A 15971-nucleotide genomic window follows, 5' to 3' on the forward strand; every position below is an offset into this window, starting at 1 on the left:
GTCATCCGGCGCCCAGGCAGACGAACGCGGCTGCGGTGGCGCGGGCGGCGCTGTCGCCGGAGGCGACGAACGCCTGCTGGGCGTCGGCGAGAGCCGACGCCGGGCGGGCGCCCGCCCACATCCGCCGGTGCAGGTCCACCATGAGCGCGGTGGTGGGTTCGGCGGGCACCGGCAGGACGGTGGCGACCAGGCATCGGGTGCCCAGCGCCAGCAGCACCGCGGCGAAACCCATGATCTCGTCGCCGGGACGCACGTCGGTCAGCCCCGATTCGCAGGCGGAGAGCACCACGCAGCCGGGTGGCCGGGCGACGCGCTCCCACTCGTAGGCGAACAGCGGCCCGTCGGCCAGCTCCAGAGTGGAGAACTGGGGATTGTCGGCGCGGAAGGTGCCGTGCGCCGCGATGTGCACCATGCCGGCACCGTCCAGCGCGGCGGTCAGCGCACCGGCGGTGGCGTCCGGCCCGACGAGCGACCGGGCTCCCGGCAGCACCTCGGCGAGCCGTCGCACCTCGGCCCGCCCGGCTGCCAGGCGCGGACCGCTGGCCAGCACGGGCGGACCCGCCCAGGTGGTACGCCGGTCCGCCTCGAGCCAGACCGTCGCCGAGGGGGCGACCGTGACGGCCCGGCCGGCGCAGGTGGGCAACCCGGCCCATCCCACCGAGTGCAGGACCCCGACCGGGACGATCACCAGGGGCCGGTCGGCGAGGTGTCGCCGCAACGGGTCGAAGAGTTGGCTGTCGAGTGCCGCCGCCGCGTGTGCGGCGCCGGCCCGTGCGGCGGAGGGATCGCCGCCGACGATCAGTCGCCGCAGCCCGAACCGGTGCCATCGGGCCAGTCTCGCCGCCTCGGCGAGCGAGCCGAGGTCGTGCAGGCTGGCCCGGCCGTCGCGGACCAGCACCGCCCCGAGCCGGTCGCCGTGCGCCACGAGTTCGACGAGTACCCGGGTGCCGAGCCGGTCGGCCAGCCGACGGACACCGGGCGGGGCGGTCACCCCGACTCCGCCGGGTACCCGCCGGGCGAGGTCCCGGATCCGCTGTTCGAGTCGGGTCTGCCGGCCGCGCAGGGCGCGTACCGGACGTCCGGCCAGGACCGCGTCCTCCAGGAGGCCGCTGACGAGCCGGAGTTCGGCGAGCGCCGCGACCAGGTCCGGATCGTCGGGTGGCAGCGCCGGCCGCATCCGCAGCGCGTTGGCCCGCCACCGTTCGGCCCACGCGAGGACCTGCGCCGGCGCCCCGGCCCGGATCGCGATGTCCAGACCCTCGGCCGCCAGTTCCTGCCCGTACGCCCCGCTGCTGGCCCGCAGTTCGGTGGCGCCGAGCGACGTCCGGTGCCGGTCGAGCACACCCAGCCCGCGACGGAGCGCGCGGGCCGCACCCGCCTCGTCACCGCCCAGCCGCCGGGACAGGGCGAGGGCGTACCAGCCCTGGGCACGTCGCGGGGCGGTGCCCCGGGCCCGCGCGCGGGCGGCGACGGTGAACAGGGCCCGGGCGCGGTCGGGGCGACCCGTCGCGGTGGCCAGCAGGCCGGCGTCGATGCGGGTACTCAGCGCGGGATCGGACCAGCCCGTGCCGTCGAGCTGGTCGGCGGTCCGCGTCATCGCCGTGAGCAGGGCCGTGGTCCGGGTCCCCCGGCGGGCCTCGGCACGCAGTTCGACGTGCCGGGCGAACGCGGCCCAGGTGCGGCGGCCCTGCCGTCGGAACCGGGTCCGGGCGGCGGCGGCGGCCTCGGTGGCGGTGGCCAGGTCCCCGGCGAGCAGGGCGGCCCGCGCCTGCGCCAGCAGCGCCTCGGCCAGGTCGGAGGCCATGCCACGGCGGCGCAACTCCCGGATCGCGACGGCGGCGATCTCCACCGCCTCGTCCACCAGGGGCACCGACAGCAGCAACTCGAAGCGGTCCAGCAGCAGCGCGGGCCGGGGGACGCCGAGACGCCGGTACTCCTCGCCGACGGCGGCGAAACAGCGCAGCGCCGCCGCGATGTCGCCCCGTCGACCGGCCGCGATCCCGCTGTTCCACCGGGCGTCGGCCGCCGCGAGGTCCAGGCCGAGCCCCTCGAAGACGGCTGCCGCCCGGGACAGGTCGTCGGCGCCGCCGGTGGTGCCCCGGTGGGCGTTGAGCAGGCCCCGGTTGTTGCGGGCCCGGGCCTCCAGCAGGAGGTCGCCCTCGCGCTGGGCGATGTCGATGGCGAGGCCGTAGTCCCGCACCGCCTCGTCGTACCGGCCGCGGTAGTGCAGCACCACGCCCCGCTGCATCCGGCCCCGACCGGCGTCGGCCCCGGTCAGTTCCGGCAGCGCGGCGGTCACCGCCCGCAGCGCCGCCGCGGTGTGCCCCGAGCTGGCCAGGACGTACCCGAGGCTCATCCGGGCCAGCGCCCGGGTCCGGGCCGTGCCGGCGGTCCGCACGGCCCGACGGAGGTGGCGCCGGGCGCCGGAGAGGTCGTTGAGTTCGCGCAGTGCCAGACCGATGGCGCGGTCGGCGGTCGAGCGCTCGTCGGCGTCGGACCGGGCGGCGAGCACCCGCTCGGCGATGGTGATCGCCTGGCTGGGGGAGCGCTGGACGGTGTCGAGTGCCGCCTGAGCGGTCCCGGCGCCGTCAGCGGTGCGGTCCGGCACGGGCAGAGAGGTCACCACCCGCTGAGTATCGTCGATATCTCCCCGAGTGGTCGACGTGTGACGGTGAGTATGTCTTTGGCATTGACATGCGCCGATCGCTTGGAAGAATTGACCGGAGACCGGGAACCCGCCGCACCGGACCACCAGTGACGTGCCGCCTCCCGAGTCGCCTGGGGAGGACCCGTGCTGCCCGACCGTCCCACCGCGCCACCCGTCACCACCCGGCTCTCCCGACGGCGCCTCCTGGCGGTGTCCGCACTGGCCACGGTGGCGGTGCCACTGGCGTCCACCGTACGGCCGGCGCCGGCCCTCGGCGACGACACCGTCGCCGACGACAAGGCCTACCAGCTCGCGTTCACCGCGATGCTCGACGCCGACCGCACCGTGCGGCGCCACGCCGCACCCGGCCGGGAGGTGCTGTACCGACCCCGGCAGGTGCTCACCGCCCCGGCCGACGCCCAGCGCGTCGCCGCCTGGCTCAGGGCCAGCGGCAACCCGGTGACGTTCGGCGTCGGCTTCGGCGGTGTCGCCCGGCTGGTCTTCGCCGCGGAGGCCGACATCCCCGCGCTCGTGACGAAGCTGCGCGACCCCCGACAGTGGCCCGGAGCGCCGGTGCCGCTGGTCCAACCGCACCACGTGCTGCTCGGCCTCGGCAACATCATGGGTAATCCGGGCGGGCCGCCCCGCGCTCTCGCCGCACTGCCACCGCCGGATCCGGGGAGGCAGGCCGAGGGGGCGGGGGTGACGGTCGGCATCTGCGACACCGGCATCTGCCGGCAGGCCGGCAACCGGCACCCGCAGTGGCTGGGCGGCGCGTACCTCCCGGAGGTCGACGACGAGGACCCGCTCTACGTGCACACCGACGTGCTCGCCCCGCAGGGCGGGCACGGCACGTTCGTCGCCGGGGTGGTGCGGCAGGCCGCACCGGGCGTACGCCTCGATCCCGAGGCGGCGCTGGCGCCCACCGGAGTCGGGGACGAGTCGATGCTGGTGGCCGCCCTGAGCCGGCTCTCGGGCGAGGTGTCGGTGGTGAACCTCTCGCTGGGCGGCTTCACCCTCGACGACCAACCCTCGCTGCCGCTGGCCAACGCGGTGGCCGCGATGCCCCCGACGACGGCGGTGGTGGCGGCGGCGGGCAACGCCGGTGTCGCCCGTCCGGTGTGGCCGGCCGCGCTGGACCGGGTCCTGGCGGTCGGGGCCGTCGAGACGGACACCGCGGGTGTGGTCGTCCCGGCGGACTACAGCGGCCGGGGGGCGTGGGTCGACGCCTGCGCCCTCGGCCGGCGGGACAGCACGTACGTCGAGGGGCGGCTGCCGCTGCCCGGACGACCGACCCGGCTGTTCCACAGGTACGCCACCTGGGCCGGTACGTCGTTCGCCACGGCACATGTCTCGGGTCGACTCGCCGCCCTGATGACCGGGGCGGGACTGAGCGCCGACGCCGCCCGGCTGGCCCTGCTCGCGGCGCCGCGTTGGCACCCCGACTACGGCGTGCTCGTCGGATGAGCGGCAGGGCGGCGTGGTGACCGATCGGAGCGTGCGGGCCCTGGTGTCCGCCGCGGCAGACGGGGACGAGTCGGCCTGGACCGAGCTGGTGCGCCGGTACACCCCGCTGGTGTACTCGGTGATCCGGTCGCACGACCTGAGCGGCGCCGACGCGGCCGATGTCAACCAGACCGTGTGGCTGCGCCTGGTGGAGCACCTGGAGCAGGTACGCGAGCCGCAGGCGCTGGCGGCCTGGTTGGCCGTCACGACCCGACGGGAGTGCTACCGGATGTCGCGTCTCGTCCGGCGGACCCAACCCGTCGACCCCTCCGACGGTTCGCTCGACGCCTACCACGGGACGTGGGCCGACGTCGCGCCGCCGGAGGAGGACCTGTTACGGGCGGAACGGCGGCAGGCGCTGCGGGAGGGTTTCGCCCAACTGCCCTCCCGGTGCCAGGAACTGCTCTCGCTGCTGATGGCCGAGCCGCCGCCGAGCTACCGGCAGGTCTCCGAGCGGTTGGGCGTACCGGTCGGCAGCATCGGACCGACCCAGGCCCGCTGCCTGCGGCGACTGCGCGACTGCGCGGTGCTGGCCCCGTACCTGGGACTGCGGCCGGACACCGGACGGCAGGGGGGTGACCGCGATGGAGCCGTGGCCGCCGGTCGATGACGGCAGGTTGGCGGCGGAACTGGTCGCCGCGCTCTGGGACTCCGAGGGAGTGCCCGAGGAGCATCTGACGGCGGCGCGGGCGGCGTTCGCCCGGCGGCGGACGGACGCCGAGGTGACCCTGGCCGAGCTGACCTTCGACTCGGTGCTCGAGCCGGAGTCGGCCGGGCTCACCCGCTCCTCCGGTTCGGCGCGCAGCCTGTGCTTCCGGGGCGACGGGATCGTGCTGGAGATCGAGGTCAGCGACGCCGGCATCGTCGGTCAGGTCTCGCCGGCCGGTCGTGGTCGGGTCAGCGCCCGGACCGTGGGCGGAGTCTACGACGAGGCGACGGTCGACGCGGTGGGTCTCTTCTCGCTCGGGGTGCCGCCGACCGGGCCGGTGCAGCTGCGTGCGTACACCGGCGACCACGTGGTGGCGACCGACTGGGTCTGCCTGCGCTGACGCCACGAGGGTCGTGAGCCCCCTCCGACCCACGACCCTCGCTGCGGTGCGAGCTACCGCTTGACAGTGCTGATCAGATACTGCACACCACCGAGGTCGGTCGACCGGGCGCCGCTGCTGTCCGGGCCGAACTGGGTGACGGTGAAGGAGATCTCCCGCTGGCTGTCGGCCGTGGCCGAGAAGAGCAGCGAGAACTCCGCGCGCTCACCGGGGTTCAGCGCCAGGTTGCCCAGGCTGGCCCTGGTGGGCTCGACGATCTCCACCTGCGTCCGGCCGACGGCGCGGACACCCGTGCCGACCGCGCCCCCGGCCCGCCAGCGCTCGAAGAGGTCCGGGCCGAGATCGACGACGACCCGACCGCCGATCGCCTGGAGCGGCTCGGCCGCCGCGAAGACGACCTCGTTCCTGGACGGTACGGTCAGCGAGTTGCCGATGGCGAACGGCCGGACGGCCGGCGATCCGCCCACGGCGAGCTGGACCGAGTCGACGTTGCGCCACGCGATGTTGTTGTTGTGCCGGGTGTTCGTGCTGATGTCCGGGCCCTCGAAGGTCATCGGGTCGGTCGCGGACACCCAGCGGGCGAGCAGGCAGAAGTGCCCCGGCCCGGGGACTCCGGTCCAGGGGATGGTGACCGTGGTGACCCCGGCGAAGGAGACCACGTTGGCCGCGCCGATCTGGGTCCAGTGGGTCGGCCAGACCGCGCCGCCGCCCGGCGTGGTCCGATAGACGCGAAGCACGCCGTTGCTGGCGCCCGAGCCGTACGGGCCGGGGTTGCGCAGCTTGATGAAGAGGTAGTTGGTGACGCCGACGATCGGGTTCTGGCTGACGGCGCACTCGATCGCGGTGGGGCAGACCTTGATGTCGGGGCTGGCCCAGAGCGGGTTCAGCGCGTGCGGCTCGACTCCGACGTCGGCGGTGGTGTCCTTGATGTAGACGTCGGTCCGGGCGGCTGCGGCGGCGGCCGGGACCGCCTCGACCGGCACCGCGGCGGCGGCGGTGACGGCCAGCAGACCGGTCAGCATCGCGGCGGTGAGCCCGACCACCGCGGCGCGGCGGACCCGTCTTCCTGCACTGCTCATGACAGGTTCTCCTATCGAAGGAGCGTGCGCCGGTCACGGTGGGTGTCCGTACCGTTTCGGCGCGATGACGTTCTTCAGGAGCCGGTAACCGGGCCGGTGATACCTGTCGTCAGATGGTGCGAGGACGGGCGAATGCCCCGCCGGGCGGCGTCAGGCGGGGAACGGGCGGCAGGAGGCGCGGACCACGAGTTCGGTGGGGAGCCGGATGTGGGAGTCGCGCTCCACACCGGCGATCAGGTCGACGAGCAGCCGCAGCGCCTCGGCGCCCATCCGCTGGATCGGTTGCATGATGGTGGTCAGGGGCGGGTTGGTCAGCGCCGACTCCGGGACGTTGTCGAAGCCGATCACGGAGACGTCGTCGGGCACCGACAGGCCCATGCTCTGCGCCACGTCGATGGTCGAGATGGCGGAGAGGTCGTTGCCGGCGAAGACGGCGGTCGGCCGGTCGGGGAGGGCGAGCAGTTCGGCGGCGGTGCCGGCGGCGCTCTCGATCCGGAACCCACCGACGCGGACGAGCCGTTCGTCCACGGTCACGCCCGCGTCGGCCATGGCCTGCCGGAAGCCCGCCTCGCGCAGGCGGGACGACTCCAGGTCGGCGCGGCCGGAGATGTGCCCGATGCGGCGGTGGCCGAGCGAGAGCAGGTAGTTGGTGGCGAGCACGGCACCGGCGAAGTTGTCGGAGTCGACGGTGGGCAGCCCGGACGGCCCGGTGTGCGGGTCGACGGCCACCACGTGGAAGCCCTGCTTGGTCTCCACCACCGTGGGGGTGACGATCACGGCGCCGTCGATGAGCGTCCCGGAGAGCCGGGCCAGGGAGCGTCGTTCCCAGCCGACGGCGGCACCGGCCACGTCGCCGCTGGAGTACGCCAGCAACTGGTAACCGGTGCCGGTGACCTCCGACGAGGCGCCCTTGAGCAACTCGGTGGAGAACGGTTCGAACTCGGCCACCAGAATCCCCAGCACGTTCGTACGGTGGCTGCGCAGGCTCTGCGCGCCGAGGCTGGCCTCGTAGCCGAGTTGGTGGATGACCTGCTGAACCCGCTCCACGGTCGCCTGCGCCACGCCGTACCGGCCATTCACCACCTTGGATACAGTCGCGACCGAGACGCCGGCCGCTCGGGCCACGTCCGACATGTTGACACGCTGCGGGAACGCCACGCCGACGATGATAGAGGGCTCGACGAGCGCTGCCGACGGCGAGTCGAAAACGTTATCGACACCGATTGACACTGAGTTACACGGCTGTAAAACTCGCCGGCAGGCCGAGCACCGCGACTGATACGTCGAGGAGATACCGATGGCTTTGAAGCGCCGCGTAACCACCGCCATAGCGCTGTCCATCACCACCGCACTGCTTGCCGCCGGATGTGGCGGCGGGGGTGAGTCCGAAGCTCCGGAGAGTGAGCTGTTCAAGAACCCGGTGACCCTGACCTGGTGGCACAACGCCTCCCAGGACGGGCCCGGCAAGACCTACTGGGAGAAGGTCGCCGCCGACTTCACCGCGCTCCACCCCACGGTCACGATCGAGATCGAGGGGATCGAGACCAACCAGCTCCAACGCACCCGGCTGCCCGCCGCGCTGCTGAGCAACGACCCGCCGGACATCTTCCAGGCGTGGGGCGGCGGCGAGATCCGCGAGCAGGTCGAGGCCGACTACCTCAAGGACATCACCGAGCAGGCGAAGTCCGAGGTCGACAACATCGGTAGCGCCGCCGAGATCTGGCAGGTGGACGGCAAGCAGTACGGTCTGCCGTACCGGATGGGCATCGAGGGCGTCTGGTACAACAAGGACATGTTCGAGCGGGCCGGCATCGCCGCCCCGCCGACCACGTTCGAGGAGCTCAACGACGCGGTCACCAAGCTCAAGGCGATCAACGTGATCCCGATCGCGCTGGGCGCCGGTGACAAGTGGCCCGCCGCGCACTGGTGGTACAACTTCGCCCTGCGCGCCTGCTCGGTGGACACGCTGAAGAAGGCCAGCGCCGAGACGGTCTTCGACGACCCGTGCTTCGTGAAGGCCGGCCAGGACCTCAAGGCCTTCATCGACACCAAGCCGTTCCAGGACAACTTCATCGCCACCCCGGGTCAGAACGACCCGACCAGCGCCAACGGTCTGCTCGCCAACGGCAAGGCCGCCATGGAGCTGATGGGCGACTGGAACAAGGGCTCGCTGGAGACGGTGACCAACGACAAGGAGGCGCTCGACAAGTTCATCGGTTGGTTCCCGGTGCCGGCGATCTCCGGCTCCGCCGGTGACCCGAAGGCGGCGCTCGGCGGTGGCGACGGTTTCGCCTGCGCCAAGAACGCCCCGGGCGAGTGCGTCGAGTTCCTCAAGTACATCGTCAGCCCCGAGGTGCAGAAGGGCTACGCGCAGACCGGCACCGGCCTGCCCGTCGCCAAGGGTGCCGAGGACGGCGTCCAGGACCCGGCCCTGCGCTCCATCCTGGAGGCGACCACCGGTGCGACCTACGTGCAGCTCTGGCTGGACACCGCGTTCGGCAGCACCGTCGGTAACGCGATGAACGACGCGATCGTCGCCATCTTCGCCGGCAACGGGACTCCCGAGCAGGTCGTCGAGGCGATGAAGGCGGCCGCGCGCAAGTGACCGCCACCAACCCCACCACACTGGACCCTGCCGGCGGTGCCTCCGCGCCGCCGGCGGGGCTCCGGCCCGTCCGGCGCCCCTCGAAGGACCGGGCCGCCGAGACCCGACGCAAGTGGTACGAGATCATCGGTCTCACCACCCCGGCGATCGTCGTCTACGTGACGTTCGTCCTCGTACCGATGGGCTTCGCGCTCTACTACAGCCTCTTCCGCTGGCGTGGAGTCGGACCGCCCACCGAGTACATCGGGTTCGACAACTACGTCATGGCGTTCCAGGACCCGATCTTCCTCGACGCGTTGCGCAACAACGCCATCATCGTCTTCGGCTCGCTGCTGTTGCAGGGCCCGGTCGCCCTCGGCGTGGCCCTGCTGCTCAACCGGCACTTCCGGGGCCGCACCCTGTTCCGCCTGCTGGCCTTCGTGCCGTACGTGCTGGCCGAGGTCACGGTCGGCATCATGTGGAAGCTGATCCTGACCCCGAACGGCAGCCTGGACGCGCTGCTCCAGTCGATCGGGCTGGGCGGCCTGGTGCAGGCATGGCTGGCCGACCTGGACATCGTCATCTGGACGCTGCTGTTCGTGCTTACCTGGAAGTACGTCGGCTTCGCCATCATCCTGCTGCTCGCCGGCCTGTCCAACGTGCCGCAGGAGTTGAACGAGGCCGCCGCCATCGACGGCGCGAGCTGGTGGCAGATCCAACGGCACGTCACCCTGCCGCTGCTCGGCCCCACCATCCGGATCTGGATGTTCCTGTCGATGATCGGCTCGTTGCAGGTCTTCGACGTGATCTGGGTGACCTCGGTGCCCGCCGTCCGCTCGCTCGGGGCCTCCGCCACCATGGCCACCTACATGGTGGACAACGGGTTCTTCGCCCGGCTGTGGGGGTACGGCAACGCGGTGGCGGTGATCCTCTTCGTCATCTCGTTCGTCGCGGCACTGCTGTTCCAGCGGTTCCTGCTGCGCCGTGACATCCAGGGTGCCACGACCGGAAGGGCGAACTGACGTGACCGCCAACGCCACCCTGTCCCCGTCCCGCCGGCGTCGCCCGGTGTCGTGGGGCAATCCCCTCACCTACGGGCTGGCCCTCGCGGTCGCGGCGGTGTCGATCGTCCCGGTGCTGTACGTCATCATCGGAGGCTTCCGCACCACCCCGCAGATCGTCGCGAACCCGGCCGGTCTGCCCGACCCGTGGGTCTTCGACAACTACGCCCGGGTGCTGACCCAGAGCGGCTTCTGGACGCAGGCGTTCAACAGCGCCGTGATCGCGCTGGGCACCACGCTCGGCGTCGTCCTGCTCGGGGTCTGCGCCGCGTTCGTGCTGGCCCGCTACACCTTCCGTGGCCGTGAGGTGCTCTACACCTTCTTCACGCTCGGCCTGCTCTTCCCGGCCGGCGCGGCGATCCTGCCGCTCTACCTCATGCTGCGGGACATGAACCTGATCAACTCCTACTTCGCGGTGATGCTGCCGCAGATCGCCTTCGCGCTACCGTTGACGATCGTGATCCTGCGGCCCTTCCTCTCCGCGATCCCGCGCGAACTGGAGGACGCCGCCGCGATCGACGGCACCGGCCGGCTCGGGTTCCTCTGGCGCATCATGCTCCCGCTGTCGCGGCCCGCCCTCGTCACCGTCGGGATCCTCGCGTTCGTGGCGAGCTGGAACGCCTTCCTCCTGCCGCTGCTCGTCCTCGGTGACGCCAGCCTGCACACCCTGCCGTTGGGCGTGCAGAACTTCTCCAGCCAGTACACCTCGGACACGGCCGGAATCCTCGCCTTCACCTCGCTGGCAATGCTGCCGGCACTACTTTTCTTCACGTTCGCCGAAAAGCAGATCGTCGGTGGCCTGCAGGGCGCGGTCAAGGGCTGAGCGGCGCGGCCGGACGAGAGCCGACGCGACGCCAGCACAACACAAAGGGGAAAGCACAGCATGACTGAGGTCCACGGCGTGGTCGGCGCACCGGTCCCGGCACAACCGGGTCCGGGCCACGACCGGCACGACCGGTCCGACCGGCCGGACGGCGAGGCACGGGTCCGTGAGCTGCTCGGGCGGATGACCATCGAGGAGAAGGTCGCCCAGCTCGTCGGCTTCTGGGAGAAGGAGGACGGCGAGACGGTCGCGCCCTTGCAGGGCGAGTTCGCCGACGTCGGCAAGCTGGAGACCTTCTCCCGGCACGGGCTCGGGCACCTCACCCGGGCGTACGGCACCCGGCCGGTCGACGCCGAGGCCCGCGCGTCCTGGTTGTGGAAGTTCCAGTCCGACCTGGTGACCGGCACCCGGCTCGGCATCCCGGCGATCGTCCACGAGGAGTGCCTCACCGGGCTCTCCGCGTGGAAGGCGGCGACCTACCCCACCCCGCTGGCGTGGGGCGCCGCCTGCGATCCGGAACTCGTCACCGAGATGGCCGAGGCGATCGGGGCGTCCATGCGGGCGCTCGGCATCCACCAGGGGCTCTCCCCGGTGCTCGACGTGATCCGTGACCCCCGCTGGGGGCGGGTCGACGAGTGCATCGCCGAGGACCCCTACCTCGTCGGCACGATCGGCACGTCGTACGTGCGGGGACTCCAGGCGCAGGGGGTGCTGGCCACGCTCAAGCACTTCGCCGGCTACTCGGCCTCCCGCGCCGGGCGCAACTTCGCCCCGGTGCACGCCGGTCCCCGGGAGCTCGCCGACGTGCTGCTGCCGCCGTTCGAGATGGCGATCCTGGACGGCGACGCGCGGTCGGTCATGCACTCGTACGCGGAGATCGACGGCGTACCGGTGGCGGCCGACCCGACCATGCTGACCGGGATCCTGCGGGACCGGTGGGGCTTCGACGGGACGGTGGTCGCCGACTACTTCGGCGTGGCCTTCCTGAACCTGCTGCACCACGTCGCGGCCGACAACGCCGACGCGGCGGTGCAGGCGCTGACCGCCGGCGTCGACATCGAACTGCCGACCGGCGACGCCTACCTGACGGTGGCCGAGTCGGTGCGGTCGGGCCGGCTCGACGAGGCGGTCGTGGACCGGGCGGTGCTGCGGGTCCTGCGCCAGAAGGAGGCGCTCGGGCTGCTCGACGCCACCTTCGACGACGAGCCGCAGCCGGTCGACCTCGACTCGCCGGAGCACCGGTCCATCGCCCGCCGGCTCGCCGAGAAGTCCGTCGTCCTCGTCGCCAACCAGGGCGTACTCCCGCTGCCGGCCGGGCGGCGGGTGGCGGTGGTCGGGCCGAACGCGGACCGGGAGGGTGCGCTGTTCGGCTGCTATTCCTTCCTCAACCACGTGCTGGTCCAGCACCCCGACGTGGAGACGGGCATCGAGGTGCCGACTGTCCTCGCGGCGGCCCGGGCCGAGTTCGGCACCGACCTGGTGAGCTGGGCGCGGGGCTGCGACGTGGACTCCGAGGACCGGTCCGGCTTCGACGAGGCGGTGGCCACCGCCGCCGCGGCGGACGTGGCGGTCCTGGTGGTCGGCGACCACGCGGGACTGTTCGGGCGTGGCACCGTCGGCGAGGGGTGCGACCGGGAGGACCTGGAGCTGCCGGGTGTCCAGCGGGAGCTGGCCGAGGCGGTGCTGGCGACCGGTACGCCGGTGGTGCTGGTGCTGCTCACCGGTCGGCCGTACGTGCTCGGCTGGGCGATGGACCGCTGCGCGGCCGTGGTGCAGGCGTTCTTCCCCGGTGAGGAGGGGGCGGGCGCGATCGTCGGGGTGCTCTCCGGCCGGGTCAACCCGTCGGGGCGGCTGCCGGTCAGCCTGCCCGGATCGGCCGGGGCGCAGCCGTTCTCGTACCTGCACCCCACCCTCGGCGAGGGCAGCGAGGTGACCAACCTGCCGGCGACCCCGGTGGCCTCGTTCGGTCACGGCCTGTCCTACACCACCTTCGAGTACGCCGACCTGACCGTCCCCGCCACCGTGCCGACCGACGGGGCGCTGCCGGTGACCGTCCGGCTCACCAACACCGGTGCGGTGGCCGGCGACGAGGTGGTCCAGCTCTACGGTCGTGACCTGGTCGGCTCGGTGACGCGGCCGGTGGCCCAGTTGCTCGGCTACCGCCGGGTGCACCTGGAGCCGGGCCAGTCGGTCACGGTCGAGTTGACGGTGCCCACCACCCGCCTGGCCTTCTCCGACCGCAGCCTCACCCGCGTGGTGGAGCCCGGCGACGTCGACCTCTGGGTGGGCAGCAGTGTGCGCCGGGACGCCGAGGGGCGTACCACGCTCGTCGGTGACACCGCCGTGGTGACCAACGCGTCGCCGCGCTGGACCACCACCGACGTGCGCTGACGTCTGTCACCGGTGATCCCGGTACGCCGCCCGGCAAGGGGGCGTACCGGGATCTCGGCGTCTATCGGCCGCGTGTCGCGCCCCGGCGGGCGGTGGTCGGCTTCGCGCCCGGCCGGGGTGCGAGCGACCGGGCCGGGGGTGTGGCGCGGGCCGGGGTGGCCGTGGCTCCCGCCTTCGGCGTGCCGCTGGTCGGCGGCGGGTACTTCCGGAGGACCCAGGTCTGCTGGGCGAGGGAGAACAGGTTCGTGGTCACCCAGTAGATGATCACTCCGATCGGGAAGATCAGACCCGAGACGAGCAGCGAGAACGGGATGCCGTAGAGCATCAGCCGCTGCACCATCCGCTGCTGCGGGTCCTCGGCCCAGCCGGTCCGCAGGATCATCTGCCGGCTGCTCAGATAGGTCGTGGCGATCATCGTGACGATCAGGATCGCGGCGACGATCCGGACGGTCGTGCCGTCCGCGCCGAGCAGCGACAGCTCCTGCGCACCGGACCGGAGGCTGGCCGCGATCGGCGCGCCGAACAACGTCGCCGACGAGGCGCTGTCGAACTGGGTTACCGTCCAGCCGTACAGCGTCTTCATGTGCTCCGGCATGGTCGGCTTGAGATGACGCAGCACGTGGAACAGGCCCAGGAAGACCGGGATCTGCACCAGCATCGGGAGGAAGGCCGTCAGCGGGTTGGCCTTCTCCGTGCGATAGAGCTCCAGCAGCTCCTTCTGCATGGTCTCGCGGTCGTCCTTGTGCCTCTCCTGGATCTCCTTGACGCGCGGCTGGAGCGCCTGCATCGCGCGCTGCGACTTGATCTGCCGGACGTAGACCGGGAACAGCACACCCCGGACGGTCAGCACCAGGAAGACGATGCCCAGCACCCAGGCCCAGTCGGTGCCGAGCGCGGCGGCGTCGCCGAAGAGCATCTGCCAGGCGCCGTGCCAGAAGAGCAGGATGCCCGAGATGGCACCGTAGACGACGGCCATCATCGGGCTGAACAGGGCGCTCACCGGAGGGCTCCGGCAGCGTACGGTGAACGGAAAACGGATGAATCGGACATGCGGGTACCCCTCGGAACACGACGACGACTGGTGACGGGCGGAACGAGTCAGCAGCGGTCGGCGAGGAGCGGCAGGTGGAGCGAGCGACGGTGAGCGCTCAGACGACCGCGAGGGTCGCGGTCGGTGCCCGGGGGCGGGCCCGGCCGGCGGCGTCCGGATCGCGGTGCCGGGGCACGCCCGTGCGCCCGGCCCGTTCCCGGAGCAACCGTCGGGTGATCCGCAGGTCGGGGACGGTGACCACCCGATGGACCAGGTTCGCGGCGGCGAGCACGGCGGCGAGCAGCACACCGGTCGCCGCGGCCGTGCCGGACAGCATGCTGGAAGCACCCACGTCGGCGAGTACGCCGACGAGGTACCAGATCATGCCGAGCCCGATCACGGCACCACCATATCCGCCCCGCGCACCCAGGTCTGCGTCATCAGAATCGGCCGCCCTCGGAAAGCAGAACACCTAGCGGTCGGGATCGGGCTCGGCGCGCAGGGCGGCGGTGGCCCGTAGCGCCTTCACGATCGCCGGGATCGCGCCGATCAGCAGCACCAGCGCCCAGACGATCCCGATGATCGCGAAGAGCAGCGCGCCCAGGTCGTCCAGGATGCTCACCAGGATCACCGGCACCAGATTGTGCAGGAACTCCAGCAGCACCGTGCAGAGCAGGCTGGTCAGGATCAGCAGCACCAGGCCCTTGTTCTGGAGGAACTTCGGCTGGGCCAGCACCAGCAGACCGGCCCAGGCGAGCTTGAGCAGCAGCACCAGGCCGAGCAGCACGGCCGCGTCGCCGACCGGGAAGAATCCCCACAACGCCAGGTACGCCAGCGTGCCGAACGGCGGAGCCAGGAACAACGACACCATGACCATCAGCTCGACGAAGGCGACGATCAGCGCCACGAACGCCACGATGACCAGGACGATCGAGAAGATCAGGGTGGCGACGCCCTGCACCCGACCGTGGATCCGTTCGGGCAGCACCAACCCCAGACAGAACAGCCCGGTGGTCCAGAGCGCCGCCGCGTCGACGAGCACCAGATAGCCGGTGCCCCGGCCGGACGGCTCGCCGACCCCGCTCACGTCACCGACCTCGACCCCGAGGTCACCGGCGCTGTCGGTCAGCGCCGCACCGGCGTCGCCGCCGCCCAGCAGCAGCCCGGCACCCAGCTCGACGCCCACCGCCAGCACCAGCGCCAGCATCGCCAACAGCAGGAACGGCTTGCGCAGCGCGCCCATCCCGGCCTCCCGCCTCAGTCCCGCGCGATCGTGACCGGACAGCCGCCGGAGCAGCTCACCCGTACCGTGGTGGCCCGGTCCACGGCGATCCGGGCCACCGCGCCGGTGCCGTCGTCGGCCGGCGTGACGTCGTCCTCGACGGTGAACTCGGCGTCCCCCGGGGCCGGCGCCTCGACGGTGAACGCCTCCGGGCTGCGCAGGATCAGCGTGCGCAACCCACCCGGGTCGGCCACCCGCAGCGCACAGTCGCCGGTGACGGCCAGCACCCCGGGCGCCTCGGCACAGTCCGCGTCGACGGTGGCCGGGTCCACCGCCGACGTCCCGCCGGCCCGCCCCAGCAGGTCGACCAACCCACTGCGCGCCGACGGATCCCCCCGCCCCCCGCCCCCCACTCCCACCGCCACCACGAACAACACCACCAGCAGCACCCCGAGCGCCCCCAACAACACCTTCTGCCGTCCCGTCACCACTGCACCTCGCTCTCGTCGCACGTCGTCTCGTCGCGTTGATCAAGAGGTTTGCGTCGGGAAGAGGTGCTGAGCCGACGCAAACCTCTTG

General features: G+C 72.2%; 14 protein-coding genes. 7 read left to right on the top strand and 7 right to left on the bottom strand.

Annotation, left to right across the window (positions count from 1 at the left end):
- Nucleotide 1: 1 nt before the first annotated feature.
- Nucleotides 2–2623 (bottom strand): CHAT domain-containing protein, encoded by a 2622-nt coding sequence (locus ABZ738_RS24970; protein ID WP_357216906.1) that lies wholly within the window; start codon nt 2621–2623, stop codon nt 2–4.
- 168 nt (nt 2624–2791) lie between these two features.
- Between ABZ738_RS24970 and ABZ738_RS24975 the strand changes: the two genes are divergently transcribed.
- Genes ABZ738_RS24975 through ABZ738_RS24985 form a run of 3 tightly spaced genes read left to right on the top strand, consistent with a single transcriptional unit; the run spans nt 2792 to nt 5202 of the window.
- The gene (locus ABZ738_RS24975; RefSeq protein ID WP_357216909.1) at nt 2792–4114 is read left to right on the top strand and encodes a S8/S53 family peptidase; all 1323 of its coding nucleotides are present in this window, start codon (nt 2792–2794) and stop codon (nt 4112–4114) included.
- Nucleotides 4115–4130: 16 nt separating this feature from the next.
- Nucleotides 4131–4763 (top strand): sigma-70 family RNA polymerase sigma factor, encoded by a 633-nt coding sequence (locus tag ABZ738_RS24980; RefSeq protein ID WP_131056670.1) that lies wholly within the window; start codon nt 4131–4133, stop codon nt 4761–4763.
- On the top strand, nt 4738–5202 hold the full coding sequence (locus ABZ738_RS24985; protein WP_357216913.1) for a hypothetical protein: 465 nt from the start codon (nt 4738–4740) through the stop codon (nt 5200–5202). The genes ABZ738_RS24980 and ABZ738_RS24985 overlap by 26 nt, the downstream gene beginning before the upstream one ends.
- A 53-nt stretch (nt 5203–5255) precedes the next feature.
- On the opposite strand, the gene ABZ738_RS24990 is transcribed toward ABZ738_RS24985, so the two are convergent.
- The gene (locus ABZ738_RS24990) at nt 5256–6281 is read right to left on the bottom strand and encodes a hypothetical protein (RefSeq protein ID WP_357216916.1); all 1026 of its coding nucleotides are present in this window, start codon (nt 6279–6281) and stop codon (nt 5256–5258) included.
- Nucleotides 6282–6431: 150 nt separating this feature from the next.
- Nucleotides 6432–7439 (bottom strand): LacI family DNA-binding transcriptional regulator, encoded by a 1008-nt coding sequence (locus tag ABZ738_RS24995; RefSeq protein WP_131054782.1) that lies wholly within the window; start codon nt 7437–7439, stop codon nt 6432–6434.
- Between the two features lie 139 nt (nt 7440–7578).
- Here ABZ738_RS24995 and ABZ738_RS25000 point away from each other — a divergent pair, with 139 nt between their 5' ends.
- Genes ABZ738_RS25000 through ABZ738_RS25015 form a run of 4 tightly spaced genes read left to right on the top strand, consistent with a single transcriptional unit; the run spans nt 7579 to nt 13140 of the window.
- Complete coding sequence (locus tag ABZ738_RS25000) at nt 7579–8886, top strand: extracellular solute-binding protein (RefSeq protein WP_176094434.1); 1308 nt, start codon at nt 7579–7581, stop codon at nt 8884–8886.
- Nucleotides 8883–9887: a sugar ABC transporter permease gene (locus ABZ738_RS25005; protein WP_131054784.1), complete on the top strand. Its 1005-nt coding sequence runs from the start codon at nt 8883–8885 to the stop codon at nt 9885–9887. Before ABZ738_RS25000 ends, ABZ738_RS25005 begins: the two co-directional genes overlap by 4 nt.
- 1 nt (nt 9888) lies before the next feature.
- Nucleotides 9889–10749 carry a carbohydrate ABC transporter permease gene (locus ABZ738_RS25010; RefSeq protein ID WP_131054785.1) on the top strand — a complete coding sequence of 287 codons (861 nt, stop codon included), beginning with the start codon at nt 9889–9891 and terminating at the stop codon, nt 10747–10749.
- Between the two features lie 60 nt (nt 10750–10809).
- A complete protein-coding gene (locus ABZ738_RS25015) occupies nt 10810–13140 on the top strand; it encodes a glycoside hydrolase family 3 N-terminal domain-containing protein (protein ID WP_131054786.1) in 2331 nt (776 codons plus the stop codon).
- A 61-nt stretch (nt 13141–13201) separates the two neighbouring features.
- Here ABZ738_RS25015 and yidC read toward each other — a convergent pair whose 3' ends face one another.
- The 4 genes from yidC to ABZ738_RS25035 form a co-directional block, all read right to left on the bottom strand.
- Entirely contained in the window at nt 13202–14116 is a 915-nt protein-coding gene (gene yidC, locus ABZ738_RS25020) for a membrane protein insertase YidC (protein WP_131054787.1), read from the bottom strand.
- A gap of 172 nt (nt 14117–14288) precedes the next feature.
- The gene (locus ABZ738_RS25025) at nt 14289–14570 is read right to left on the bottom strand and encodes a DUF6412 domain-containing protein (protein ID WP_357216923.1); all 282 of its coding nucleotides are present in this window, start codon (nt 14568–14570) and stop codon (nt 14289–14291) included.
- Between the two features lie 72 nt (nt 14571–14642).
- Nucleotides 14643–15413 (bottom strand): hypothetical protein, encoded by a 771-nt coding sequence (locus tag ABZ738_RS25030; protein ID WP_176094431.1) that lies wholly within the window; start codon nt 15411–15413, stop codon nt 14643–14645.
- Nucleotides 15414–15427: 14 nt separating this feature from the next.
- Complete coding sequence (locus ABZ738_RS25035) at nt 15428–15880, bottom strand: hypothetical protein (RefSeq protein WP_357216926.1); 453 nt, start codon at nt 15878–15880, stop codon at nt 15428–15430.
- Between the last annotated feature and the right edge of the window lie 91 nt (nt 15881–15971).

It is taken from the genome of Micromonospora sp. NPDC047793 (assembly GCF_040642635.1).
In the GTDB taxonomy this organism is placed as follows: Bacteria; Actinomycetota; Actinomycetes; order Mycobacteriales; family Micromonosporaceae; genus Micromonospora.

What these genes read in the sequence shown, in the direction of transcription:
- ABZ738_RS25000 (WP_176094434.1), top strand. Translation starts at nt 7,579, where the DNA reads ATGGCTTTGAAGCGCCGCGTAACCACCGCCATAGCGCTGTCCATCACC.
- ABZ738_RS24985 (WP_357216913.1), top strand. Translation starts at nt 4,738, where the DNA reads ATGGAGCCGTGGCCGCCGGTCGATGACGGCAGGTTGGCGGCGGAACTG.
- ABZ738_RS25015 (WP_131054786.1), top strand. Translation starts at nt 10,810, where the DNA reads ATGACTGAGGTCCACGGCGTGGTCGGCGCACCGGTCCCGGCACAACCG.
- yidC (WP_131054787.1), bottom strand. Translation starts at nt 14,116, where the DNA reads ATGGCCGTCGTCTACGGTGCCATCTCGGGCATCCTGCTCTTCTGGCAC.
- ABZ738_RS24990 (WP_357216916.1), bottom strand. Translation starts at nt 6,281, where the DNA reads ATGAGCAGTGCAGGAAGACGGGTCCGCCGCGCCGCGGTGGTCGGGCTC.
- ABZ738_RS25030 (WP_176094431.1), bottom strand. Translation starts at nt 15,413, where the DNA reads ATGGGCGCGCTGCGCAAGCCGTTCCTGCTGTTGGCGATGCTGGCGCTG.